The 19,315-nt window shown below is 57.4% G+C and carries 15 protein-coding genes; 11 read left to right on the top strand and 4 right to left on the bottom strand.

Going from position 1 to position 19,315, the window contains the following annotated elements; genetic code table 11:
- Positions 1-101 precede the first annotated feature (101 nt).
- From JW953_24450 to JW953_24435, 4 genes are read left to right on the top strand one after another with little or no spacing between them, the layout of a single operon-like run.
- Entirely contained in the window at positions 102-1,229 is a 1,128-nt protein-coding gene (locus tag JW953_24450; protein MBN1995860.1) for a zinc ABC transporter substrate-binding protein, read from the top strand.
- 23 nt (positions 1,230-1,252) lie between these two features.
- Positions 1,253-2,086, top strand: coding sequence for a metal ABC transporter ATP-binding protein (locus JW953_24445; protein MBN1995859.1), 834 nt, complete (start codon positions 1,253-1,255; stop codon positions 2,084-2,086).
- A gap of 5 nt (positions 2,087-2,091) precedes the next feature.
- Positions 2,092-2,973, top strand: a complete 882-nt coding sequence (locus JW953_24440) for a metal ABC transporter permease (GenBank protein MBN1995858.1) — start codon at positions 2,092-2,094, stop codon at positions 2,971-2,973.
- A gap of 22 nt (positions 2,974-2,995) precedes the next feature.
- Positions 2,996-4,138 (top strand): GAF domain-containing protein, encoded by a 1,143-nt coding sequence (locus JW953_24435; GenBank protein ID MBN1995857.1) that lies wholly within the window; start codon positions 2,996-2,998, stop codon positions 4,136-4,138.
- A 5-nt stretch (positions 4,139-4,143) separates the two neighbouring features.
- On the opposite strand, the gene JW953_24430 is transcribed toward JW953_24435, so the two are convergent.
- From JW953_24430 to JW953_24420, 3 genes are all read right to left on the bottom strand, one after another.
- Positions 4,144-4,569: a GTP pyrophosphokinase gene (locus JW953_24430; protein MBN1995856.1), complete on the bottom strand. Its 426-nt coding sequence runs from the start codon at positions 4,567-4,569 to the stop codon at positions 4,144-4,146.
- Positions 4,570-4,712: 143 nt separating this feature from the next.
- Positions 4,713-6,272, bottom strand: a complete 1,560-nt coding sequence (locus JW953_24425) for a response regulator (protein MBN1995855.1) — start codon at positions 6,270-6,272, stop codon at positions 4,713-4,715.
- 170 nt (positions 6,273-6,442) lie between these two features.
- The gene (locus JW953_24420; protein MBN1995854.1) at positions 6,443-8,641 is read right to left on the bottom strand and encodes an SH3 domain-containing protein; all 2,199 of its coding nucleotides are present in this window, start codon (positions 8,639-8,641) and stop codon (positions 6,443-6,445) included.
- 306 nt (positions 8,642-8,947) lie between these two features.
- Between JW953_24420 and JW953_24415 the strand changes: the two genes are divergently transcribed.
- The 5 genes from JW953_24415 to JW953_24395 all read left to right on the top strand — a co-directional run bounded on the left by JW953_24415 (position 8,948) and on the right by JW953_24395 (position 14,367).
- Positions 8,948-9,430 (top strand): tetratricopeptide repeat protein, encoded by a 483-nt coding sequence (locus JW953_24415; GenBank protein MBN1995853.1) that lies wholly within the window; start codon positions 8,948-8,950, stop codon positions 9,428-9,430.
- Between the two features lie 31 nt (positions 9,431-9,461).
- Entirely contained in the window at positions 9,462-11,015 is a 1,554-nt protein-coding gene (locus JW953_24410) for a PAS domain S-box protein (GenBank protein ID MBN1995852.1), read from the top strand.
- Complete coding sequence (locus JW953_24405) at positions 11,008-11,535, top strand: dual specificity protein phosphatase family protein (GenBank protein ID MBN1995851.1); 528 nt, start codon at positions 11,008-11,010, stop codon at positions 11,533-11,535. Before JW953_24410 ends, JW953_24405 begins: the two co-directional genes overlap by 8 nt.
- A 285-nt stretch (positions 11,536-11,820) precedes the next feature.
- Entirely contained in the window at positions 11,821-13,518 is a 1,698-nt protein-coding gene (locus JW953_24400; protein MBN1995850.1) for a glutamine--tRNA ligase/YqeY domain fusion protein, read from the top strand.
- Positions 13,519-13,524: 6 nt separating this feature from the next.
- Positions 13,525-14,367 (top strand): DegV family protein, encoded by an 843-nt coding sequence (locus tag JW953_24395; GenBank protein MBN1995849.1) that lies wholly within the window; start codon positions 13,525-13,527, stop codon positions 14,365-14,367.
- 285 nt (positions 14,368-14,652) lie between these two features.
- Here JW953_24395 and JW953_24390 read toward each other — a convergent pair whose 3' ends face one another.
- The gene (locus JW953_24390; GenBank protein MBN1995848.1) at positions 14,653-18,297 is read right to left on the bottom strand and encodes an AAA family ATPase; all 3,645 of its coding nucleotides are present in this window, start codon (positions 18,295-18,297) and stop codon (positions 14,653-14,655) included.
- A 206-nt stretch (positions 18,298-18,503) separates the two neighbouring features.
- On the opposite strand from JW953_24390, the gene JW953_24385 reads away from it, so the two are divergent.
- Complete coding sequence (locus JW953_24385; GenBank protein ID MBN1995847.1) at positions 18,504-18,722, top strand: hypothetical protein; 219 nt, start codon at positions 18,504-18,506, stop codon at positions 18,720-18,722.
- Positions 18,723-18,810: 88 nt separating this feature from the next.
- Positions 18,811-19,315: hypothetical protein (locus JW953_24380; GenBank protein ID MBN1995846.1), on the top strand; the 505-nt coding region annotated here is incomplete at its 3' end.

Raw genomic sequence — 19,315 nt, 5'->3', positions numbered from 1 at the left:
TGTGTGAGTTTGGCATCAATTTGAAGCGAATCAACCCCTCCTTCATTTCTCTTTTAGTTACTCGCACTTGTTCTTAACATGAGCCAATAAGGAATATTGGCATGTTTACCAAAACAAAAATTTTCGTTCTGACAACTGTTACTATTTTTACATTGCTTGCAGCCCAGTGTAGGGCCGCCCAACCGGGATCCGCTGTCCGGCAAGCAGGGGGACAGCAAGAAAAGGCCACCGAAGTTTACTTAGAAGAGCGCCACGAAGGCGAAGCGCATGCGGACGAACCCGAGGCCGATGAACATGAACACGAAGGTGAAGCTCTTGAACATGAAGCTGAAATGCCTGAACCGGCGCCTGTGGACTTGGCCGATGGCGAAAAACTCAAGGTAATTGCGACCACCAGTATTGTGGCCGATGTGGTCAAGAAGATTGGCGGTGATAAGATTGATCTCACCATCCTCCTGCCGATTGGCGCCGACCCGCATACCTTTAATCCCGCTCCGGCCGATTTGGCGGCTGTGGCCGATGCGCACGTGGTTTTTGCCAATGGGATGGGGCTGGAAGAATTTTTGGACGAGATGATCAGCAATGCCGGCGGCGGAGCAGTCGTCGTCCACGTGTCGCACGGCGTTGAACCCCGCCAGCTTGGCCCGGTGCCCACCGCCGACCCGAAGGAACACGAACTGGAAGAGGGGCATCATCACCAGGGGGTAGATCCGCACACTTGGACCAGCCCGGCCAATGTTAAAATTTTTGTCCATAATATTGAACATACCCTCAGCGCCCTTGACCCGGCCCATAGCCAGATTTTTGAAGCCAATGCCAGGGCTTATCAAACCCAATTGGATGAGTTGGATACGTGGGTCAAAGCGCAAATAAACAGCATCCCGGCCGAAAACCGCGAGTTGGTCACCGACCATACCGCTTTTGGCTACTACGCTGAACATTATGGTTTAAAACAGGTGGGAGCAGTGATCCCGTCGTTTAGTAGCGCGGCTGAACCGTCGGCTAAAGAATTGGCTGAATTGGAAGACGTGATCAAAACATACAAGGTTAAGGCTATTTTTGTGGGCGCCTCGGTCAACCCGTCGTTGGCGGAGCGGGTGGCAAACGATACGGGCGTTAAACTGGTCACTCTGTACACCGGCTCGTTGGGCGCGGCGGGCAGCGAGGTGGAGACGTATCTGGATTACGTTCGTTATAATACTACCGCCATTGTAGAAGCTCTGAAGTAAAGGCAGGGGATTAACTTATGGAAATGAGGCAGCGCGCCGGCGCCTTGAACGCCGGCGGGGTAGAACATGATTTGCGACATCCTATCCTGGAACTGACAGGGATTTCGGTTCGTTTTAGCGGCGCTTTGGCGCTGGATCAAGTTTCGTTTCGATTGCACAAAGGCGAGCGCGTGGCCGTGATTGGCCCAAACGGAGCCGGAAAAAGCACCCTGTTTAACGTGATTGCCGGGGTTTTGCCGCCCACTCAAGGCCAGGTAAACATCTACGGTCACGGGCCGGACGAGCATATTTGCATTGCCTATGTGCCCCAACGCAACCAGGTGGATTGGAAATTCCCCGTGAACGTGGCCGATGTGGTGATGATGGGGCGGATCAGAAAGTTGGGCCTGTTCCGCTGGCCCCGGCGCAAAGATTGGGCTTACGTTTATGAAGCACTGGAATTAGTGCGGATGGCTCACCTGGCCAAACGCCAGATTGGCGAGCTATCGGGCGGGCAGCAACAGCGGGTGTTCATTGCGCGCGCTCTGGCCCAAGAGGCTGAATTGATGTTAATGGACGAACCCCTGACCGGGCTGGATGTTAAATCGCAAGAAGAGATCTTTACCGTTTTTAAAGAGCTACGCCGGCGTCAAGTGACCATCATGGTGGCTACGCACGACCTCAACCTGGCCGCCGAAAGGTTTGACCGTTTGATGCTGCTCAAGGCCCAAATGCTTGGCTTTGGCCGGGCGAGTGAGGTCTTCACTCCCGCGCTGTTGAGCCAGGCTTACAGCGGGCACATGCGGATAATTGAAACCCCCAACGGCGCCATGATGCTCAGCGACACGTGCTGCGGCGGCGGGGAAGAAAGGAGATAGGCCGGATGGCCGACCTGCTGAATTTTATTTTTGAACCGCTGGGATACGCCTTTATGGTGCGAGGCCTGATTGCGGCCCTGATTGTGGGCGTTGTGTGCGCGGTGCTGGGCGCGTATATTGTTTTGCGCGGGATGGCTTTTTTGGGCGACGCGCTGGCCCATGCCATTTTGCCGGGAGTGGCCGCCGGTTATTTGCTGGGCGGGAGCAATCCGTTGTGGCTTTCCGCCGGGGCGCTGGCCGCCGGGGTTGTTACCGCCTTGGGCATTGGCGTCATCAGCAAAGGGGGGGTGAAAGAGGACACGGCGATTGGGGTTATGTTTAGCGGCATGTTCGCCCTGGGCATTGCCTTGATCTCAACCGTGCGCAACTACGCCGTTGACCTGACGCATTTTCTTTTCGGCAACGTGTTGGGCGTGTCCGCCGGCGACCTGTGGCTGACGGGCCTTTTTGGCGGGCTGGTGATCCTGGCTATTATTGCCTTTTACAAAGAGTTTCTGGTAATTTCTTTTGACCCCATTCTGGCCAGAACGCTGCGCTTACCCGCCGCTTTTTTAAACTACCTGCTGCTGCTGTTGATTGCCGTTACTATTGTGCTCTCGCTGCAAACCGTGGGGGTGGCCCTGATGGCCGCCATGCTGGTTACGCCGGCGGCTACGGCTTACCTGCTGACCCGCCGCCTGCCGGTGATGATGATCTTGGCGGCCGGCGTTGGCGCGGCAAGTGCCGTGGTGGGCTTGTACCTTTCTTTTTACGTTAATATTGCTTCCGGCCCGGCCATTGTACTCACCTGTACCTGCTTTTTTCTGCTGGCCCTTGTTTTTTCGCCCGGCCGGGGTATTATTAAAAGAAGGTTGGCGGGCAGCGGGCCAAAGCCAACCGCTGATTAATTCACCTTTATTTCGGAAGCCGATGAACCAACTGGCCGACCAGCTCAAACAAAAAAGCGACCAACTGGCCGCCGTCCGCGAGATCAGCCGGGCCATTGCCGAAGCCCGCGACTTGGATGATACCCTGGACCTGATCACGCGCCGCACCACCGAGGTGATGCGCGTGGAGTCGTGCTCCATCTATCTTTACAACAAAACCCGCGACCGGTTGGTTTTGGCGGCCACCACCGGCCTGAAAAAAGAAGGCATCGGCGAAGTGTACCTGCCGCACGGGGCCGGCTTAACCGGCTGGGCCGCCGAGTATCGGCAGCCCATTGCCGTTACCAACGCTTTCAAAGACCCGCGCTTTTACCGCGTCATCGGCTCCGGCGAGAGCAAATTCCCCTCGCTCATGGCCCAGCCCTTGATCAGCCATAATAAAGTGATTGGCGCGGTTAACGTGCAAACGGTGAACCCCCACAAGTTCACCCGGGACGAGATTGAACTGTTTGGCATTATCACCGAACTTGCCGCGATTGCCCTGGAAAAAGCCCAGTTGGCCCATACGGCCATCATTCAGGAAATGCACCACCGGGTTAAGAACAATCTGCAAATGATAGCTATGCTCCTGCGTTTGCAAATGGGGCAGGAAAACACACTCTCCCCGCAGAATGTTTTGAATGAGACCATCAACCGGGTGTTGAGCATTGCTACGGTTCATGAGATGTTGTCGGAAGCAGGGGTGGACAAGGTGGGCACGCTGGATTTGATCAGGCGGGTTTCAATGATGGTTTCCGGTAACATGGTCAATCCCGCGGCCAAGATTAATATCGCGGTGACGGGCAACAACATTGAACTACCGTCGCAACGGGCTACCAGTTTGGCCCTGATCACCAATGAGCTTTTACAAAACGCGCTGGAGCATGGGCTGGCCGGGCGCAGCGAGGGCCAAGTTTCAATCCACCTGGCCAATAGAGGCTCGTATTTACAGCTAAAAGTTTGCGATAATGGTCGCGGCCTGCCTCCCCATTTTAACCCAAACCACGATCTCAACCTGGGGCTGGACATCGTCCGCACCACGGTTAAGGAAGATATGCAGGGCGAATTTTACATCGGCCCGGCCGAGCCACTCCCCGGCACGCTGGTCGAGATTACGTTGCCCCTGGCAGTGATAGCCAACGTCTAAAAACCTCAATGTTTTTGCAAACGCTCCCAGGCCCGGCGATACCGTTTTAACCGTTCAAAATCCTTATCCCCCATCTCCGTTGACATCCGTCGCAAGTCCATATTGTCCTCCAAATCGGCCAGTTTGACCCGCCGGGAAACAGGATGGGCCAGGCTGCGTTCCACAAACTCGTCGTAAGTTTCTTCCTGGCGACGAGTTACGCCATCCAGGGCTTCAATCACTTCGGGGGCGTAGCCCGTCTGCCGTAAATCGGCCAGGGTCAACTCACTATCCTCCACCACGTCGTGCAAAATCCCCACCATTTGCTCAAGTTCCGTTTCCAGGCGAAACATGACCCGCAGTGGATGTAAAATGTAAGGCTGGCCATACTTGTCAACCTGACCTTGATGTGTTTTAACTGCCAGGGCAATAGCATCTTCTAAAGTAGGCATAAATATCTCCTTGTAAATAGGCAAATTGCCGATGGGCAAAAGTAGGGGTTACATTTAGAAGGGGATTTCTCGGCCTACGGCTCATTCGTTGCGCTCAGGGCAGGCTTTCAAAATGACGTTCAGCTTGTCGCATAACAAACGTCTCAACGGTTAAATAAATCTACCACCTCATAAACCGGCTCCGGCTGGCTTTGCCCTTTGAGCAGCAGATCACCCACACTTTGGGCCTGGGCGTAATCTTGCACCAGGTAAAATGTTTCCTGGCTGATCAAAATCTGGCCGCCCTTGGCCTGCTCTTGCAAGCGTTTGACCTTGTTAACGGAATCGCCAATTACGGTATAGTTCATCATTTGGGCGGTGCCAATGTTGCCCACCACGGCCTCGCCAATGCCCACGCCCACCCCAAAACGGAGCCGGTGTTCTGGGGGGAGATGTTGGTGCAATTTTTCTACCAGGCGACACAAGTTCCACGCTGCCTTCACCGCCCGCACCGGATGGTCGCTTTGGGGTAGAGGAGCGTTAAAAAAGGCCATCACCGCATCGCCCATAAATTTGTCTAAGGTGCCTTCCTGGGCCAGCACCGCTTCGGCAGCCACCCGCATGTATTGGTTGAGCAATTCAACCAGCACTTCCGGTGAAATTTGGGAGCTAAAACTACTAAAGCCCCGCACGTCGGCAAAAAGCACCGTCACCGGCTGGCGCATCCCGCCCAATTCTACCTCGCCGGACCGGGTCAGCAGTTGTTCAACCACGGTGGGGGCCACGTATCGCTCAAACAGGCCGCGGATCTGTTGTTTTTCTCGCTCTTTGGTTAAATGGAGTTGACGCATCAACTGCATATTATGAATGGCGATGGCCGCATAATCGGCCAGCATGCGCAGCAGGCGGTCGTCGTGCGAGGTAAACTGGCCCGTTATCTGCTTGCTGATGCTCAACGTGCCGATAACTCTTTGCCCCACCTGGAGCGGCACCGAAAGAATGGTTTCGGTTGGCCCCCTGGTTGTTTCCACACAATCCTCTTCGTCCAGCACCAGCAGTTTGGTGACGCTCCGTGTTTTTTGGGGCGTATGGTTTCCGTCGGGGCCACGTTTTTTCCGCAAACAACCGCCTACTTTACCTGTATCCGAGTCAACCAATACCAGCGAACACTCCTGGCAGCGGGTGACAAACAACACGGCATCTACAATCCGTTCCAGCATTTTGTTGGGCTGCATAAGGGCATTAATGGACTTGCCCACCTGGTACAGTGTATTCAATTCGCGGATGTGCTGTTCAAGGCGTTGGTTGGCCTGCATCACCCGGCGGGTGAGCGTTTCTTTTTCATGGCGCAGGCGGGTCACCGTCAACACCTCTTCAATGGTGTCCAACATCTCCTGGGCCGCAAAAGGTTTGACCAGATAATCCTTGGCCCCCAACCGGAACACCTCCACGGCCACCTGCTCCGAGCCATGCGAGGTCATTAAAATGACCGGCACTTTGCACCCCTGCGCGCGCAGGTTCCGCAACACTTCAATACCGGTCATTTTAGGCATTTCATAGTCCATCAAAACCAGATCGGGTTTGCCGGATAACACTTTTTGCAGCCCTTCCGCGCCATCGGTGGCCTGGTCAATCTCAAATCCGTTGGGACGCAGCACATACTCAATCACAAATTCGCGGATTTGAGGACTATCATCCACTACAAGCACTTTGAGCTTGTCCATGTTCACCTTCTTTGATACCCGGTTCTGGTGATAGATTGTTAAGGGACCGAAACGAGGTTATCTTAACTATTAATAAATAGTATCAGAATTTGAGGGGTTTTGTCCATCCCCCATTTTTGCTACTCAAGTTGAAGTTGCGGGCCGCAGACCGTCAATCCGAAACCGTAAATCTACAGTCTGGGCCGTTTTTTCCGGCGGCGATAACGGCTGAATTGATACCAGAGCAGCCCCCCCACCACCCCCACGGCCAGGAGGCCCCACGGCCAGGCTCCCCAATTGAAGGAACGCGAGGCCGGTATTTCGGTAAGGGCCGGATCAGGGGTGCCCCGCCCGGCCAGGGCCGCCGCAGAAGTGGCCTCATAGAGCGAGGTAGCGGTAGGAGCAAAGGTGGGAGGAAAGTCAATGGGAGTGGGCGTGGGCGGCGGCAAGGTGGGCGTGGGCGTATCGGTGGGGCCGGGCGTGGGCGTAGGCGTGCCCAGGCCAAAGATGGGCACCGTGTTCTGGTCGCCCCGGAATTGGACAAACTCGGCGGCCACCCAGGCCTGGCCTTCAGGCCCGTCGGCAAATTCTATTTGCCACCACTGGCCGTCCTGGCTAATGGCCAGCACATCGGCGGTATCGCCGGGATAAAGCCCCCCCACCAGCGTTCCTTCCAGCGACGGTTCGGAGCGGACGTTCACCGGATCGGTGGCCTCCACGCTGCCCTCAATCACCGGCTCAGCCGGGGTTGGGGTAACCGTGGCCGCCGGCGACGTTCCCGCCTCTACACCGGCGGCGTCGTCGGCCACGGGTACGGCTGAACTATCGCCCCCAAAGTCAACCACCACGTCGGCCACCCAGGCCAGGCCGTTTTCCCCGGCCTGGTATTCAATTTGCCACCAGTCGCCTGTTTCATTTTTGGCCACCACAACGGCCGATACGCCGCTTTCCAGCCGTCCCACCAGGTCAAAATTGAGGCCGGGGCCGCTGCGCACGTTCACCCCGCCGGCCGGAATTTGCACGCGCGGCGGCGCGCCGGTAAGGGCGGGTGTTTCTTCTGCCGAGGGCGTTGTTTCAGCGGCGGTTGATGGCTCACCGGCCTCCGGCTCGCTTGTTTCGGCAGCGGGCGGCGTCTCCACCAACGGCACGTCAGCCGCTTCCCCCACAAATTCAACCACCTCGGCCGAGACCCAACCTTTGCCCTCAGGCCCGCCGGCAAATTCAATTTGCCACCAATCGCTGGCTTCTGTCCGGCCCACCACCGGGGCCAGGCTGCCGGCGGGCAATTCGCCTATTTTGGCAAAGCTGGTGTCCGGTCCCTGCCGGATATTGGTCAAAAAGTCAACTTTAACATAGGGGCCTTCAGGCGGGGTTTCCGGCGTAACCTGAGTCTGGGCCAAAGCGAGGGCAGCCGGCGCGGCTGGCGGAGCGCCCCGCAGGTCGGTGACCAATTCTCGGGTCAGCTCCAAATACAGGTTGCCATAACTCTGGCTCGGCTCAAGCTGCGTGCCTTCAGGCCATTCGTTGAAACTGGTGATAATGATCATTTCGGGCTGGCTGGCGATGGCCCCCTGCCACGTTTCGCGGTAATAATCCCCGTTGCGGCGAGGCACGGCAAAGGCATTTTCGCGCGGCAGGCGGGTGTCATCGTAACCCGGCATAGCGGTGGCCACCCACAGGCGTTCCACCTGATTTTCGGCTTCGTAGTTGCGGACAAGATTGCCCCACTTGGCCAGTTGCTCGGCCGGTGAGGCGGCCCAGGCCACACTGTAGAGATGGTGGCCGTCAAATACAGTCTGGTAGGTTATGTCCACGCCTTCGGCGATCCAGTAGCTGTTATGATCGGGGTCTACCTGGCTACGAATGGCCGCCCATTCATCTACCGAAAATTGCTGCTGCCGCCAGAAAAAGATAACGGGCTTGTTTTGGTAGCGCAAATAGGCCGGGTGCTGGGCGTGAGTGGTCAGCAGGGTGGTAAGGGCCTGGGTTACGGCCGCGGCGTCGCCGAAGAAGGGACTGGTGGTTTCCACGTCTACGGCGGCTTTAAAGTCGGTAGCCTGGGCTACGTCTAACAGGGTGCGAAAATTGGTTTCGGTTTGGTTGTTGGTTTCCTGAGGGCCGTACCAGGATTGCACAAAGGCGTTGATGCCCGCGCCCTGGGCCTGGGCCACGTGCCGCTCGATGGTGGTCCGGTTGGCTGAGCGGTAGGGTTCGGCTGGCAAGTCGGCTGATTGGCCAGACCTCCAGGTGTCTTGGTCGAACCAGGCATAATAAAAGGCCAGGACAGGAGGTGAGGTTTGAGCCAGTATCTTAGGCCACCCGGCCATAGTGGGCTGAGATAAGATGAGCAGAGTGAAGAGCAAGGTCAAAAAAGTTTTGCTTATTTTCATAGTTGCATAACGCTCCAAACGCAAGAGTATACCACACAAGAGAACGATCGCCAAGCAGTCCAAATTGGCTGAAATGTCATCTCTTAAAAGTTGTGGTATAATATTAGCAAAACCGGGCCGACTCTGCGCCCATTGGTTTTGTGCCCATTGGCTCTGTACCCATTTTGGGGCCATCAGGGTAGGGACAAAACATTGTTTTGTCCCTACTGCAAAATTTGGGAGTGCGCCCAACCGGGTCAACAAACTGTACAAAATACCCGGAGTGTGGTAGCATTGATCATAATTATGTAAAGAGGATGGATAATTATGCCCACAATTGAAGACGGCCGGACTGCGGCAGAAGCAGGAAATCTTCAACAAGCCCGCCTGATTTATGAGGCCATTCTCCAGGAAAACCCTCGTTCTGAAGAGGCCTGGTTGAATCTGGGCGATGTGTTAACTGAAACCAATGACAAGCGGATATGTTACGAGAATGTCCTAAAAATCAACAAAAACAACCGGGCCGCCAGAGAGGCTTTACGCAACCTGCAACCTGAAGAAGACCCCTTTGTGGCGGCGCTTAAGCAAAAAACGGCCACGACGCCGATTGAGGAAGAGGAAGAGGAAGAATTTCTTGAGGATATTGAAGATACAATGGTCAGCATGCGTTCTGACTCGTCGGCCGAAAAAGCCTCAGGTGAAACCCCAACGGCAGTGTTGGTGGCTATAGGCTTGGGGTTAGCCGTGGTGGTGTTTGCCATTGCCTCTGGCCTGATATTTTTTGTTCTATCTTCGGTGACCGTCCCCTAAACCAAGGCCTGATGTTGCCTGCCGACTCATTATGTTGCCAGATTTCCGTTTGCGTCAAAGAGAATATTTGTTGGAAATCAGCCGGGCCATGAGCGCCCGGCTTGATTTGTCTTCGCTGCTGGAACTCACCCTGAAAAGCGCCGTGGAGATCCTGGCCGGCCAGGCCGGTTTGATTACGCTCCGGCGCAGTGATGGTTCGTTTATCCCCCAGGCCAGCATTGGCCTGCCGTACCAGGCGGTGCCCTTGTTTGAACCCTTGTGGCGTGATCTGGATACGGAAGAGCATCGCCTTATCCCTGATATGTCGCTGCGGTTGGCTCTGGCCTCGCGGGCTGCCGGGGTGCCGATGCGCCAAGTGGTGGCTTTGCCCCTGGAGCTTGGCCAGGATATTATTGGTTACATTTTTATTTTTCGGGCCAGGGGCGCGGCCTTTAGCAGCAACGACCGCCAGGTGTTGGGCGCCTTTGCCGACCAGGCCGCGATTGCCGTGCAAAACGCTCGCCTGTACCAGCAGGTGAGCGCCGAACGGGAACGCCTGAACGCCATTATTGAAAACAGCGGCGATGGGGTGATGATCATCAACCCCTACCGTATTATTCAAACCTGGAATAAGGCCCTGACCAATATGACCGGCATCTCGGCTGAAGCGGCTATTGGCCGGCCCTGTTACGAGGTGTTGAATTTGCAAACCAAACAGGGAGTCAGCGTGTGCCATACGGCCTGCCCCCTGCTCAACCCGCCCGCGGATGGCCGCCTGTATGCCGAGGGCATTCATCGCCGCGCCGACGGGCTGGCCCTGACCCTGGCCGATAACTATTCGCCGCAACACGACCAGGAAGGCCATACCACCCAGGTTATTGCCAACGTGCGCGATGTTACCCGTTTGCAGCAGGCCGAGGAGATGAAACAAACGCTGCTCTCGGTGATCTCCCACGAATTGAAAACGCCGGTGAGCATTATCAAAGGTTATGCCGGCACCCTGGCCCGCGAGGATGCCGACTGGGACAGGCCCACCCTGGCCGACGGCCTGGCCGTGATTGAGGAAGAGGCCGACCGGCTGGACCGGCTGATCACCAATCTCCTGGAAGCCAGCCGTTTGCAATCCGGCGGCTTTAAACTGCGCCTCAGCTATCTGAACCTGGCCGACATCGCCGCCACGGCTGTGGAAAATCTGCAAGCCACCACCGCCAAACACGCTTTTACCGTTGACTTTCCCCCGGATTACCCGCCCATTCAGGGCGATTTTGAACGGCTGCGCGAAGTGTTGACCAACCTGATCGGCAACGCCATCAAATATAGCCCAGACGGCGGCCAGATTACGGTGGGCGGCGTGACAGGTGAAAACAATACGGTGCGCCTTTACGTGCGCGATGAAGGCATTGGCATTCCCCCGGCCGAGCAGGAACGTATTTTTGATCGCCTTTACCGGGTTGATAACCGCCTGGCTCGCCAAACGCCCGGCACGGGCCTGGGCCTCTTTTTGGTTAAAGCCGTGGTTGAAGCGCACGGCGGGCAGGTGTGGGTGGAAAGCGTCCCTGGCCAGGGCAGCAACTTCTGGGTAGAATTGCCGGTGGGCAATGAATGAGATAGAACCAACCTTAAAAGCAAGGCCCAATTCCCAATTTTATGTGGTGTTGCCCGGCAAATTGCTGGCCGGAAGTTACCCCTACCCCTGGGACCCGGAGAAATTGCGTGCCTTGCTGGAGGCAGGGGTCACTTTTTTTGTGGACCTGACCGAAACCGGAGAATTAGAATCTTACGCCTTCCTGTTGGCGGCGGAAGCAAACAGGTCGGGCCTGGTCGCCGAACACCACCGCCTGCCCATTCCGGATTTTGACACCCCCACCCCCGCCGAGATGAAGAATATTTTGGACACAATGGATGCCGCCTTACAGGCGGGACACACCGTTTACGTTCACTGCCACTATGGGCTTGGCCGCACGGGCACCGTGATCGGTTGTTATCTGGCGCGGCACGGACAAAGCGGCGCGCAGGCCCTGGCGGAACTGGCCGCACTGCGCCAGGGCACCTCTTTGGCCGGAATGTCGTCGCCCATAACCCCCGTCCAAAGGCAGATGGTTGGCGAATGGCCAGCAGGCGGCTAATTCACCAGCCCCTAAACAAGATGCCTCTGGGGTTATTTTCATGATCGCCCTAAATAATTTATAATATCGGTTTATAAGAAAAATGGGCTTATTACTCTGGCCTGATGATTGCCTTTTGACATTTCCGGCCAACGACGCAAGACGAACGACGAAAGACAATTGATGAAGGACGAACGACTAAAATCGGTCGTCGGTCGTTCGTCGTTGGTTTTTGGCCGTTCAGTTCACAATTAATAATTCACAATTCACAATTCACAATTAATAAATTTCCCGGGAGTTGCAGAAATGACCACCACCAATGAAGTCGCCACCCCTTCCAACTTTATCCGCGAGGCTATTGCCGAAGACATCAGAACGGGCAGATTTGGGGGACGGGTGCATACCCGTTTCCCGCCGGAGCCAAACGGCTACCTGCACATTGGCCACACCAAGGGTATCTGCATCAGTTACGGGTTGGCCGAAGAATTTGGCGGCCTTTACAATTTGCGTTTTGACGACACCAACCCGGTCAAAGAGGAGCAGGAGTATGTTGACGCGCAGATCAAGGATATTCGCTGGCTGGGCTTTGACTGGCAAGACCGGCTGTACTATGCCTCGGATTATTTTGAGCAGTTATACCAGTGGGCCGTCCAGTTGATTAAAGCCGGCAAAGCTTACGTTGACGACCTGAACGCCGACGAAATCCGCGAATATCGCGGCACCTTGACCGAGCCGGGTAAAGACAGCCCCTACCGCAACCGTTCGGTGGCGGAGAATCTGGATTTGTTTGAGCGCATGCGGGCCGGGGAATTTGCCGAAGGCAGCCGCGTTTTGCGCGCCAAAATAGATATGTCTGCCGGCAATATGAACATGCGCGATCCGGTGATGTATCGCATTCTGCACGCTACCCACCACCGCACCGGCGATAAGTGGTGCATTTATCCCATGTACGACTGGGCCCACGGCCAATCGGACTCTATTGAAGGTATTACCCATTCCATGTGTGATCTGGGTTACGAAGATCACCGCCCGCTCTACGATTGGTTTTTGGACCAGTTGGGCATTTACCATCCCCGCCAAATCGAATACGCCCGGCTCAATTTGAGCCACACTATTTTAAGTAAACGCAGGTTGATCCGTCTGGTTAAAGAAGGGCACGTTCAAGGTTGGGATGACCCCCGCATGCCCACCCTGTCGGGCTTGCGGCGGCGGGGTTATACCGCCACGGCTATCCGCACCTTCATTGACCGCATTGGCGTGGCTAAAAACGAAAGTATCGTGGACATTGCCCTGCTTGAGCACACCATCCGTGAAGAATTGAACCAACACGCCCCGCGGGTCATGGCCGTGCTCAACCCGCTGCGGGTAGTTATTGAGAACTACCCGCAGGGTCAGGTAGAAGAGATGGACGCGGTCAACAATCCTGAAGATGCCGGCATGGGCACGCGCAAAGTGCTTTTCTCCCGCGTGCTTTACCTTGAACGCGATGACTTCCGCGAAGACCCGCCCAAAAAATTCTTCCGCCTGGCTCCGGGCCGGGAAGTGCGCCTGATGCACGCCTACTACATAACCTGTACCGGCGCGATCAAAGATGAAAGTGGTGAAATTGTTGAACTGCGCTGCACCTATGATCCGGCCACGCGAGGCGGCAGTTCACCGGACGGGCGCAAGGTCAAAGGCACGCTGCATTGGGTCTCGGCGGAACACGCCCTTGAGGCTGAAGTACGGTTGTACGACCACCTTTTTGTCAAGCTTGATCCCGAAGAAGTGGCCGAGGGCCAGGATTTTTTGGCAAACTTGAATCCCGATTCTTTAGAAATTCTGCCTTCTTGCAAAATAGAACCCGGTTTGGCCGGGGCCGCGCCGGGCAGCCGGTACCAGTTTTTGCGCAACGGCTACTTTTGCGTTGATCCCGATTCCACCAAAAACAAACTTGTGTTCAATCGAACCGTATCGTTGCGCGATACCTGGGCCAAAATTGAGCAGAAACAGCAAGAAGGGTAGGGGTCAATGGTCCGTATCTTAACCGATGGTACATCTTGCATCTCCCCCGCTGCCGGACAGGAGAAGGGGATTGTGGTGGTTCCCCATTTTATCAACTTCTCCGGGCAGATTTACCGTGAGTGGCTGGACCTTGATGCGGCCACCTTTATCGCCAAACTCAAGGCCAACGACGAAATTCCGACAAGTATCCCGGCAATGGCCAACGACTTTGTCGAGGCCTTACAGCCTCTGATCGAGGATGGCGAACCCGTAATTGCCCTAATTGCCTCCCGCGAGGTCAGCCAGGCCTTTGATAATCTGCAAGAAGCTGCCAAGCATTTCCCCGGTGCAGATATTCGTATCGTTGACACGCGGGTTACTTCCAGTTTATTGACCACCCTGGTTCTGCTCGCGGCCGAGTGGGCGGCTGCCGGGCAGAATGCCGATGAGATTGAACAGCAAGTCCGTAGGATGATGCCCAACGGTCGAATCTATTTTCTTGTTCCCACCCTGAATTATCTGGCCAAGGGCGGGCGGATTGGCGGTGCTGCCGCTTGGCTTGGCACCATCCTGCAATTCAAGCCAATCCTGACCTTGAGCGAGGGGCGGGTTGATCGTTATGAGACGGTTCGCACCTACCAGCACGGTATGATCAAAATGCAAGAATTGGTTCTTACCCACGCTACAGGGCGCGCCGACAATTACCTTGTCGTTACCCATGCCGGCGCTCTGGCCGAAGGACAGGCCCTGGCCCGCAACTTGCAAGATTTCCTCAGCCTGCCCCATATCCCTATCTACGACATTCCTCCTTCTATTGTTTGTAACACCGGCCCTGGTACCCTGGGAGTGTCGTTCTATCTTGCTCCGTAGGACTATCTGCGAGAGTTTGGACTATCCAGCGTGTGGCGCGGAGCTATAGCCAGGGGACGAATCTGTTGGTCATTGAGAATGTACCGGTTGTTAGTTGTCGCCCAACAAAATCGTCAACTCGACCCCAACAGCGGCGGTTTTGCTTGAGTGTCGCCTTGCGGGGGAAGTTGGTCTTGATAATCTCGTTTGAGGCAGGTGGATTATTAGTCGGCGCCAGCCAGATTCGCGATAAACAACACCTCAGAAATCAAGTTACAATCCTCAAAAAAATGCACGAACGATCTATTATTGTCTGGAATTGCCGGATAATTCTGCTAGCAGCATCTTGGCCTCCGCTAAATCGGCTGTGTCAAATCCCTCAGTAAACCAGTTGTAAATCTTGACCAACATTTGGCGTGCTTCTTCTTTTTTGCCTTGCGCCTGCCACAGGCGGGCCAGCCTGACCGTGGCCCGCAGTTCCCAGGACCTGGCCTCCTGCTGCTGAGCAATGGCGATGGCCTGTTGAAAACAGGCTTCGGCTGCCACCTCTGGTGACTCCTCCGTCAGCTTTCTGCCTTCAGCCTTTAGCCGCAGTTCCCCTTGCAGCCGGGACAGCTCCGCGTCCCAGGTGCGGTTCTCTGTTTCGGCAACCACGGCCTGGGCCTGGGCCAGCAAGGACAGTCCCTCGGCCGGTTGCTCCAACCTCCCCAACGCCTCGGCCAGCAGGGAGAGCATATACGGCAGGCCCACTATAGCGCCCGTGGCCTGAAAAATGGTCAGATTCTTACGCATCTCAGCAACGATTTCTGGATCGGTCTGTCCTTGCCTGAGACGCATCGCCTCCCGGATGATGACGCCCCCAGCCCACCAGAAGACCAGCCCGTGCTCGGTCGCCAGGGCAATTGTGGCTTCGGCCAGGGTGCGGGAGTTGGGCCAGTCCCGCAGCGCGTCGTAAATGAGGGCTGATACAAACAGAACATAGACTGAGGTCAGGGGCTGAGACTCGGCCTCAGCCTGGTGTCGCGCCGCCTCGGCCCACTGCTGGGCCTGGTCCGGATAACCCAGCAGCCACAAGGTGTAGGCAGAATCGACCATGGCGAGAGCCGCCGAGGACTGGCCCTCGGTTAAGACCAGCGCTTGCGGCAGCTCCGAGTTGTAGAGGGCGATACTCTCCTCCAGATGGAGCCGGGCCTGGGCCAACTGGCCCCGCCAAAGCTGGGTGACGCCCAGTAAACGCCGGGCCACCGGTAAACCGGCGCGATCGGACCCTTGTTTAGCCTGGCCCAGAAACTGTTCGCTCAATTCAAGGGCGGTCCGCAACTGGCCCCTAACCATATAAAAGGTAATCAGGCTGAAAAAAATAACAAAGAGTTGAGGCGTTTCACCCACCTGCCGGTACAGAGTCCAGGCCCGGTCAAAGGTCTGTTTTACCGCCGGCATGCCATAGCCCTGGTTTTCCATCAAGGCCTGACCCAGGGCCAGTTGCAAACCCAGTTCCTGCCGGGTGCGCTGGGGGGTGTCGGGAATATCTTCCAACAGGGTCAGGCCCTGTTGCAGATAGGCAATCGCCTCGACGTTGGCCGACAGACGATAGGCCGCTTGCCCGGCTTGCAGCAAGTAGCCCACCGCCCTGGCCGCTTGTCCGGCTTGCTTGAAGTGCCAGGCCAGCCGGGCCGGGCTGGCTTCCCACGGGTCTGGCTCCCCTACCTGGAGGTTAGCCAGGGCTTCCAGCCCCTCAGCGGTAACCCGGTGTAGCCAATTGCGGGTCACGGGATCCAGGCTTTGATAGACGTATTGCTGGAACAAGAAATGGCGAAAGTGGTAACACGACAGCGTCTGGCTGTGGGCATAATCGCTGTGGGAAACGGTCAGGACTTCCACACTCAGGGCGCGGACCAGATCGTGCCGGTCGGATTGCAGCCGGCTCAGTAGCTCGAGCGCCTGGGCCGGGCGACAGTCGAGGGCGCGGGCGACCACTTCTAGGATGAAGGTCTCGCCCTGCACGCTGGCCGCGGCCAGAAATTTCCGGCATTTTTCCGGCAACCGGGCGACCCGCTCGGCGATGACCGCCTCGACCCGGGCCGGCAACTGATCCCAATTCAGCTCGGTTCCGGTTACCCAGCAGCCACTCGCGTCCTGTACCAACTCGCTGCGGGCCACCATGCCCCGCAGCAGCTCGGTGGTAAACAGGGCGTGCCCTTCGGTGTGTTGGTAGAGCGTTTCCCGGAAGCCGTCGTCCAGCCGGTTGGGTTGGCTGTCCAGCACCGCCCCCAGGAATTGGCGACCATCGGCCCGGGCCAGATCTAGCCCAATCTCGCCATAGCGCGCCTGGAGTTCATGCAGGACGGACGACAAGGTATGGCCTGGGACAACCTGCTCTGGGCGGTAAGCACCGACCATCAACAGGGGCGTTTTGGCCAGACGCCGCCCCAGATGGAACAGCATGTGAATGCTGCCCTCATCCGCCCAGTGTAGATCATCTAAGATCAGGACCAGCGGACGTTGGCCGGTCAGGGCCAACAACATCTGCGTTACCTGTTCAAACAGGGCAGCCTGGTCAATCACCGGCAGGTCGGGGCTGGTAGCCAGGTTGGGGTCGTTCCCCACCGCTCTGGCCTGGAGCAGCGTTTGCAGCTCGGCTTGTAGCGCCCGGCCGGCCAAATCCGGCCCGGCCAGGCGCCGGGCCAGTAATTGGGCCGGTATCAAAGTGCCCACCAGGGCCGGCCCATTCTCGATCAAAGCTTGGGTTACGCTGGGAAAAGCGTCGGCCAGGCGCCGGGCCTGCCGTTCAATGACCTCATCCGGGGTCGGTCGGTGCAGTTCCCCAGCCCCGCTCAGCGCCGCCAGCAGGCCGACAAAAGGCTGGTAGGGCTGCCCACTCCCCAGCCGGCCATCGCAACGATCGCCGGCCACCAACAAACGCGGATGGGCTTCCAGCGCCTGCCGGGTGAATTCGCGCAGCAGCAGCGTCTTGCCGCTGCCGGCCTCGCCAGCGATGAAGAGCACCTGCCCCCGGCCAGACAGAGCCTCAGTCAGATGGCGGTTCAACAGAGCCAATTCGGCTGTCCGACCCACAAAGCGGTCAAACGGTCCGGCCGTGGCGACCCGGCTGCCGGTTGGCCCGGCCGAGGATAGCGCGGGTTCTGTTGACGCCTGCCTGATCCCTGGCAGCGCTCGCGCCCGGATCTGCTGGTAGAGCCGGGTAGTTTCGGCCGACGGCTCGACCCCCATCTCCCGGGCCAACTGTTTCCGGCAGATGTCGTATTGGCGCAGGGCCTTATCTCGCTGCCCGCTCAAGGCCAGCGCCCGCATGCAGCGCCGGTAAGCCGACTCACGCCAGGGTTCCAGCTCGATCTGGCGGCTGGCATAGCGGCTGACCCGACCATAGTCCTGCTGCACTTCGTAGGTGTTGACCAGCAGGGCGAGGGCTTCCAGGGCCTGGCGGTGGTAGGCTTCCTGGGTAAGAAGCTGCCACCATTCAAAAGAGGGGCAATGGGGCAGGGAAAAACCGGCCAGGAAATCTCCCTGATAGAGTGTATTGGCCGTTTCCAGCCGGGCCAGGCAATCCGGGCACAGGGTCTGGCCCGAGGGATGGTGGGTCCGACCGGTAGAGAGGCAGGTCTCGAATTCGGCCACGTCCAGCCAGTAATCGCTGCCCGGATCGAGCTGCACCTCTTTGGCCGTGACCAGCAGGTGCGGGGCCGGGACTTGGGTGTTGGCCAGAGTCTGGCGTAGCCGGTAGAGCGCTTGGCGTAGATTGTTGCGGGCCACAACTGGTGGGCGATCCGGCCAGAGCAGGTCAATCAGGGCTTCGCGGCGATGCGGGCGATTGGCTTCAACGGCCAGAAAGGCCAGCAGGGCCCGCACCTTATCGGTGGTAAAGGAGGTCAGGGGGGCATCATCCAGCGTAACCCGAAATGAGCCGAGCAGGGATATAGCCAGATGTGACATCGTTTCTCCCCTCCGTCTGCAAGGAATAGCGGTTCTCTCCCACCTCGCAACCGAACCAGCTGGATGCTCCGGCAGGCGGGAACGGCGGCAACCAACAATTCCCATTATAACATAGTTGGGGGCGGACCTCAAAGAAATTGACTGCTTTTAACGATTTTATAACAGCCTGGTGGTACGATGAGGTATGGCCGAGCGTGGAGGGGAAGATGGAATCTGCCAACGAAAAACGCGAAACAAGCCCCCTGGCGGAGGCGACCTACCGGGCGTTTTTGTTGCGCTGCTGGCAAGAGGCGGGGACCAGGCCGGGCGGGCGGGCGACCTGGCGCTTTTGCCTGGTGGAGCCGGGCAACGGGGAAACCGAACGCGGCTTTGCCAGCCTGGAGACGCTGCTGGCCTATCTGCGGCAGGAGTTAGAGGCCGACTGAGGAGAGGTTGCCCCGGCCTGAGTGAGGTGCCGCCCACCCTGGCCGCCGCCTGAACAACGTACTGGATCGAAGATAGGAGGATTTGACCATGAGACGCTCTTTGTTTTACCTTAACTTGTCGCTTGCCCTTGGTTTGAGTTTGACCTTGCTGTTCGTGGGGCTGCTGAGCGGCGGCTTGCCGGCCGCCCGCGCCGCGACTCTGGATGTTTGCCCCACATGTACCTATACCACCATCCAGGCCGCGGCGAACGCCGCCTTCTCCGGCGATGTGATCAGCATCACGGCGGGAACCTATAACGAGAACGTCACCATCACCAACAAGGCGTTGACCTTTGTTGGCGCGGGTATGGGTAGCACCATCGTGGATGGCGGCGGCGCAGGCCGCGTATTTAGTTCCACCTCTGACCTGGCCCTGGCCGACCTGACCGTCCAGAACGGCAGCGCCACCAGCGGTGACGGCGGCGGGCTGTACACCGCCGCCGTGCTGACGTTGACCAACGTCGCTGTCCTCAGCAACACGGCCAGCCTAGATGGCGGCGGGGTGTATGCCGGTGGCGCGGCGATGTTGTCCGGCGGCCTGTTCCAGAACAACC

The sequence above is a fragment of the Anaerolineae bacterium genome (assembly GCA_016931895.1).
In the GTDB taxonomy this organism is placed as follows: domain Bacteria; phylum Chloroflexota; class Anaerolineae; order 4572-78; family J111; genus JAFGNV01.
This window is presented reverse-complemented; position numbering and strand designations above follow the sequence as displayed.

Coding starts and splice junctions, on each gene's coding strand:
- JW953_24395 (MBN1995849.1), top strand. CDS start 13,525: ATGGTCCGTATCTTAACCGATGGTACATCTTGCATCTCCCCCGCTGCC.
- JW953_24430 (MBN1995856.1), bottom strand. CDS start 4,569: ATGCCTACTTTAGAAGATGCTATTGCCCTGGCAGTTAAAACACATCAA.
- JW953_24410 (MBN1995852.1), top strand. CDS start 9,462: ATGTTGCCAGATTTCCGTTTGCGTCAAAGAGAATATTTGTTGGAAATC.
- JW953_24440 (MBN1995858.1), top strand. CDS start 2,092: ATGGCCGACCTGCTGAATTTTATTTTTGAACCGCTGGGATACGCCTTT.
- JW953_24415 (MBN1995853.1), top strand. CDS start 8,948: ATGCCCACAATTGAAGACGGCCGGACTGCGGCAGAAGCAGGAAATCTT.
- JW953_24450 (MBN1995860.1), top strand. CDS start 102: ATGTTTACCAAAACAAAAATTTTCGTTCTGACAACTGTTACTATTTTT.
- JW953_24405 (MBN1995851.1), top strand. CDS start 11,008: ATGAATGAGATAGAACCAACCTTAAAAGCAAGGCCCAATTCCCAATTT.
- JW953_24445 (MBN1995859.1), top strand. CDS start 1,253: ATGAGGCAGCGCGCCGGCGCCTTGAACGCCGGCGGGGTAGAACATGAT.
- JW953_24425 (MBN1995855.1), bottom strand. CDS start 6,272: ATGGACAAGCTCAAAGTGCTTGTAGTGGATGATAGTCCTCAAATCCGC.
- JW953_24435 (MBN1995857.1), top strand. CDS start 2,996: ATGAACCAACTGGCCGACCAGCTCAAACAAAAAAGCGACCAACTGGCC.
- JW953_24385 (MBN1995847.1), top strand. CDS start 18,504: ATGGAATCTGCCAACGAAAAACGCGAAACAAGCCCCCTGGCGGAGGCG.
- JW953_24400 (MBN1995850.1), top strand. CDS start 11,821: ATGACCACCACCAATGAAGTCGCCACCCCTTCCAACTTTATCCGCGAG.
- JW953_24420 (MBN1995854.1), bottom strand. CDS start 8,641: ATGAAAATAAGCAAAACTTTTTTGACCTTGCTCTTCACTCTGCTCATC.
- JW953_24390 (MBN1995848.1), bottom strand. CDS start 18,297: ATGTCACATCTGGCTATATCCCTGCTCGGCTCATTTCGGGTTACGCTG.